The sequence below is a fragment of the Rhizobium sp. P1_E1 genome (genome assembly GCF_056406015.1).
In genome coordinates, this window is the sequence record NZ_JBFUAY010000272.1 from 1 (window position 1) to 5,272 (window position 5,272).

Genomic DNA, 5,272 nt, shown 5'->3' on the forward strand with positions numbered 1-5,272 from the left:
GTGCTCTCCGTCATCGCCATTACCGATCGGGTGCTGCCTGAGATGCGAGCGCGCAAATGGGGTCGCATCGTCACCTCGACCTCGTCGGGCGTGGTCGCGCCGATCCCCAATCTCGGCATCTCGAATGCGTTGCGCCTGTCATTGGTCGGCTGGTCGAAAACGCTGGCGCGTGAGGTCGGGCGCGACGGCATCACCGTCAACATCGTCCTGCCGGGCCGGATCGCCACCGGCCGCATCACCTTCCTCGACGAGCAGAAGGCCAAACGCGAAAACCGCTCCGTCGATGACGTCGTCGCAGAAAGCACCGGCAGCATTCCGCTCGGCCGCTATGGCCGGCCGGAAGAATATGGCAATGTCGTCACCTTCCTGGCGAGCGAGCCTGCCTCCTATCTTACCGGATCGGTGATCCGCGTCGATGGCGGTATGATCCAGAGCATCTGACAGAAACCGAATTGGAACCGATACCCGATGGCCCTCAGCGCTGAAGCGATAGCAACCCTCAAGACCGTCTCGACGGCGACACTGACGACCGTTCTTCTGAAGAAGGGCCTGCGGAACGTCTGGATCCGCGGCGCCGTTCCGCTGAAGCCCGACCAGCCGCGCATCGTCGGCCCGGCCTTCACCCTGCGCTTCGTTCCGGCTCGTGAAGATCTGGCAACGCCGGCATCCTGGGCCTCGCCGATCTCGACACGCGCCGCGATCGAGGCGATGCCGGAGGGCTGTGTCGCCGTCGTCGATGCGATGGGCGTCACCGATGCCGGCATCTTCGGCGATATCCTCTGCGCCCGCATGCAGAAGCGAGGCGTTGCCGCACTCGTCACCGACGGCGCCGTACGCGACCTTGCCGGCGTGCTCGACACAAACCTGCCGGTCTGGTGCCGTGGCGTCGCAGCCCCCCCATCGGTCGCCGGCCTCACCTTCGTCGCCTGGCAGCAGCCGGTCGGCTGCGGCGGCGTGGCTGTTTTCCCCGATGACATCATCGTCGTCGACCAGGACGGCGCGGTGCTGATCCCGGCCGATCTACTCGACACCGTACTGGCGGAAGCCCCGGAACAGGAGCGCATGGAAGCCTGGATCATGACGAGGATCGATGAAGGCACGCCGCTGCCCGGCCTCTACCCGATGAACGCCGAAACCAAGGCGCTCTACGAGGCCTCAAAGGCTCCAGGCCAGGCGGATTGAGGAGGGCCGCGGCTTCGCGGCCCTTTTGCTTTCACCGCATCTCAATAGCGAGGTACGTAATCCAGGCCGCCGTCGATCCGTGCCGGGCGCCCGTCCAGAAAAAGCTCACCGATGCGTGGCGCCGAGCGGGCGATGACCTTGCCACGGTGGATCACCGCCAGCCGGTTCGGCTTCAGCCGCAGCGCTTCCAGCGTGTCGCTGGCCTGAAGGATGACAAGGTCGGCGTTGCATCCCTTTTCCAGGCCGTAATCTGCAATCCCCATCGTCTTCGCCGAATTGACGGTCAGCGCGTCGAAGATCTTCTTCTTGTCGTCGATGCCGGCCATCTGCGCGACATGGATCGCCATATGGCCGACCTCCAGCATGTCGCCCGATCCCATCGAATACCAGGGGTCCATGACGCAGTCGTGCCCGAAGGAAACATTGAGCCCAGCATCCATCAGCTCCCGCACGCGAGTCATGCCGCGGCGTTTCGGATAGGTGTCGTGCCGGCCCTGCAGCATGATGTTGATCAGTGGATTGGGGATGACGTTGATCTCGGCCTCCGCCATCAGCGGAATAAGCTTGGAAACATAATAATTGTCCATCGAATGCATCGAGGTCAGATGCGAGCCGGCGACGCGCCGCTGCAGGCCGAAGCGGATGGTTTCCGCAGCCAGCGTCTCGATATGGCGCGAGAGCGGATCGTCGGTTTCGTCGCAATGGATATCGACCGGCAGGCCGCGATCGGCGGCGATGCGGCAGAGCGCCTCTACCGACGCCGTACCTTCACCCATCGTCCGTTCGAAATGCGGAATGCCGCCGACGATATCGACGCCCATGTCGAGAGCGCGGTTGAGCGCGTCGATCGCGCCCGGCGAGCGGTAATAACCATCCTGGGGGAAGGCGACCAGCTGCAGATCGATATAGGGCGCGACCTTCTCGCGAACCTCGATCATCGCCTCGACGGTCACCAGTCTGGGATCACTGGTATCGACATGGCTGCGGATGAAGAGCAGGCCCTGCGTCACCGCCAGATCGCAATAACGCAACGCGCGATCGACCAGTTCCTCCTTCGTCACGATCGGGCGCAACTCTCCCCAGAGCGCGATGCCCTCGAGCAGCGTGCCGGATACGTTCATGCGTGGCAGGCCGAGCGACAGGGTGGCGTCCATATGGAAATGCGGATCGACGARGGGCGGGCTGACCAGCCGGCCGGTCGCGTCGATTTCTTCCCCCGCCTGCGCCTGGAGATTAGGCTCGACAGCGATGATCTTGCCGCCCTGGATTCCGATATCGATCCCCTTTCGGCCATCGGGGAGATTTGCATTTCTGACGATCAGATCGAACATCGGAGCCTCATTGGACAGAAGTGGTTCAGCGTTCACCGCGCCGATAGGGCTGCATCAGTGCCTGCGGAACGCGGGCGCGGCGGGCCATGACGGCAAGGGCGGCAATGGAAAGGATATAGGGCGTCATCAGAAAGAGCTGATAGGGCACGAGCCCGCTGAGTGCGGTTTGCAGCCGAAGCTGAAAGGCGTCGAAGAAGGCAAAGAGCAGCGCGCCGAACAGCGCTCGGCCGGGCCGCCAGGAGGCGAAGACGACGAGCGCGATGCAGATCCAGCCGCGCCCCTGAACCATGGTCGGAAAGAAGCTGTTGAACGCCGACAAAGTCAGGAAAGCCCCGCCCATTCCCATCAGCGCGCTTCCGGCAATCACCGCGCCGTAGCGCACCTTCATCGGATTGACGCCCTGAGCTTCCGCCGCATGCGGGTTCTCGCCGGTCATGCGGATCGCAAGGCCGACGGGCGTGCGGAAGATGATGTAGGCCATCAGCAGGGCGATTACGATCGCAAGATAGGTCGGCGCCGTCTGCGTGAAGAAGGCCGGCCCGATGAAAGGCAGCGTCGACAAGCCGGGAATAGCGATCGGCTGGAACGGCACGATGGTGGGCGGCGTATTGGCAAGCGGCACGATCAGCCGGAAGACATAATAGCTGAAGCTCGAGGCAAACAGCGTCACCCCGAGACCGGAGACATGCTGGGAGAGGCCGAGCGTCACCGTCAACCCCGCATGCAGCAGGCCGAAGACCCCACCGGCCACGCCAGCAATCAGCAGGCCGGTCCAGAGATCGGCGCCGTGATAGACAGATAGCCAACCGATCATCGCACCGAAGGTCATGATGCCTTCGATGCCGAGATTGAGCACACCCGCCCGTTCGCAGAGCAGTGCGCCGAGCGTGCCGAAAATCAGCGGCGTGGCGATCCGCAGGATTGCCGCCCAGAGCCCTGATGAAGCGATGATATCGAACAGCTGCATCATCGCCGGATCCTGTATTGGGTGAAGAACAAGGCAATCAGCATCGTCAGCAGCGACAGCGCCACCGTGACATCGGCAATATAGGTGGGTATGCCGAGGCCTCGGCTCATGCCATCCGCGCCCACGAACATGGTGGCGGTAAAAATGGCCGCGAAGACGACGCCGAGAGGATTGAGGTTGGCGAGCATGGCGACAACGATACCGGCATAGCCGAAACCCGGCGACAGATCGGTCGTCACATAACCCTTGACGCCCATGACCTCGATCGCTCCCGCCAACCCTGCAAGCCCGCCCGAGAGGCAGGCGACCTTCACCAGCGTTCTGCCGAGCGGGACGCCGGCAAAGACGGCACCGCCGGGATTGAGGCCCGCGGCGCGCGACTGCATGCCGAACACGGTGCGGGACTGGATGAAATGGACGACGACGGCCAGCCCGATCGCGATCGCAAAGCCGATATGCAGGCGCGAGCGAGCGATCAGCTTCGGCAGCATGGCGTGATCGCTGACGGATTGCGACTGCGGCCAGCCGAAGGCGAGCGGGTCCTTGAGGATGCCGTCGATGAGCATCGAGACGAAGAGCACGGCGATAAAATTCAGGAGGAGGCTGGTGACGACCTCATCGACCGAGAAGCGCAGCCTGAGCCAGAGGGGGATCAGGATCAACACCATGCCGGCAATGGCGCCGACCAGCAGCAGCAGCGGAATGAGAATGGGGGCGGGAAGATTGCTGAGCAGTTTCGAGCTCGCCGCGGCAACKGCGACAGCGCCGAGATAGAACTGGCCTTCAGCACCGATATTCCAGAGCCGCGCCCGGAAAGCGACGGCGGCGGCAAGCCCCGTCAGCATCAGCGGCGTTGCCCGCGTCAGCGTTTCGGTCGCCGACAGCCGCGAGCCGAAGGCGCCGGTCAGGATGCGCCAATAGGCATCGATAACAGGCGCGCCGGCGATAGATATCAGGATGCCGGCCAGCGCCAGTGCCGCGATGACCGCGATCACAGGGGTGACGATCAGCAGGTAAAGCGGACGATGTTCGCGGCGCTCAAATCGCATGGCCGGCCTCTGGGGTTTCCTGCCATTCGCCGGCCATCATCAGCCCCAGCTTACGGGCGTCGGCGCTTTCGGCCTCGACGGGCGGAGACAGGCGGCCGCCGACGATTGCCTGTATGCGATCGGCAAGCGCGATCACCTCGTCGAGATCTTCCGAGATCAACAGCACGGCGGTACCTTGCCGGCGGGCTTCGAGCAGGCGCGCGTGGACAGCCGCCACGGCCCCTTCATCGAGACCGCGCGCCGGCTGCGCGGCAATCAGGATGCGCGGCCGCTGATGCAGGTTGCGGCCGAGAATGAGCTTTTGCATATTGCCGCCCGAGAGCAGCCGGGTGCGGATGGCCGGGCCGCCGCCTCGAACATCGAACCCGTCGATAATCTCCCTGGCGAAGGCCATGCCCGCCTTGCGGTTGACGAAACCACGGCGAGAAAAGGCCGGTGATGCGATGCGCTCCAGCACGGTGTTTTCCCAGATCGCCATTTCGCCGATCACGCCCTCCTCGTTGCGGTCCTCGGGAATGYGGCCGATGCCGGCGTCGACGACATCGGTAACACCAAGATTGCCGATGGCTTCGCCAAACAGCAGCAGGTCGCCAGCGCTGCGCGCCAGCATACCGGAGAGAAGATGCGCCAAAGTCGCCTGGCCATTGCCCGAAACGCCGATGATGCCGAGGATCTCGCCCTGGTGCAGCCGGAAGCTGATCGACTTCAGCCGATCGATGCCGCCGGTGCGCACCGTCACATCG

6 protein-coding genes are annotated in these 5,272 nt (G+C 63.9%); 2 read left to right on the plus strand and 4 right to left on the minus strand.

Going from position 1 to position 5,272, the window contains the following annotated elements; translation table 11 throughout:
* Positions 1-441: SDR family oxidoreductase (locus tag AC1D1Z_RS33705; protein WP_477853168.1), on the plus strand; the 441-nt coding region annotated here is incomplete at its 5' end.
* A gap of 27 nt (positions 442-468) precedes the next feature.
* Positions 469-1,182 carry a ribonuclease activity regulator RraA gene (locus AC1D1Z_RS33710; RefSeq protein ID WP_131647184.1) on the plus strand — a complete coding sequence of 238 codons (714 nt, stop codon included), beginning with the start codon at positions 469-471 and terminating at the stop codon, positions 1,180-1,182.
* A gap of 41 nt (positions 1,183-1,223) precedes the next feature.
* On the opposite strand, the gene AC1D1Z_RS33715 is transcribed toward AC1D1Z_RS33710, so the two are convergent.
* From AC1D1Z_RS33715 to AC1D1Z_RS33730, 4 genes are all read right to left on the minus strand, one after another.
* Positions 1,224-2,513, minus strand: coding sequence for an amidohydrolase family protein (locus tag AC1D1Z_RS33715; protein ID WP_477853170.1), 1,290 nt, complete (start codon positions 2,511-2,513; stop codon positions 1,224-1,226).
* Positions 2,514-2,538: 25 nt separating this feature from the next.
* On the minus strand, positions 2,539-3,483 hold the full coding sequence (locus AC1D1Z_RS33720; RefSeq protein ID WP_028732446.1) for an ABC transporter permease: 945 nt from the start codon (positions 3,481-3,483) through the stop codon (positions 2,539-2,541).
* The gene (locus tag AC1D1Z_RS33725; RefSeq protein ID WP_028732445.1) at positions 3,480-4,529 is read right to left on the minus strand and encodes an ABC transporter permease; all 1,050 of its coding nucleotides are present in this window, start codon (positions 4,527-4,529) and stop codon (positions 3,480-3,482) included. Before AC1D1Z_RS33725 ends, AC1D1Z_RS33720 begins: the two co-directional genes overlap by 4 nt.
* On the minus strand, positions 4,519-5,272 hold a 754-nt coding region (locus AC1D1Z_RS33730), incomplete at its 5' end, for an ATP-binding cassette domain-containing protein (protein WP_477853171.1). The genes AC1D1Z_RS33725 and AC1D1Z_RS33730, both read right to left, overlap by 11 nt.

What these genes read in the sequence shown, in the direction of transcription:
- AC1D1Z_RS33720 (WP_028732446.1), bottom strand. Translation starts at nt 3,483, where the DNA reads ATGATGCAGCTGTTCGATATCATCGCTTCATCAGGGCTCTGGGCGGCA.
- AC1D1Z_RS33710 (WP_131647184.1), top strand. Translation starts at nt 469, where the DNA reads ATGGCCCTCAGCGCTGAAGCGATAGCAACCCTCAAGACCGTCTCGACG.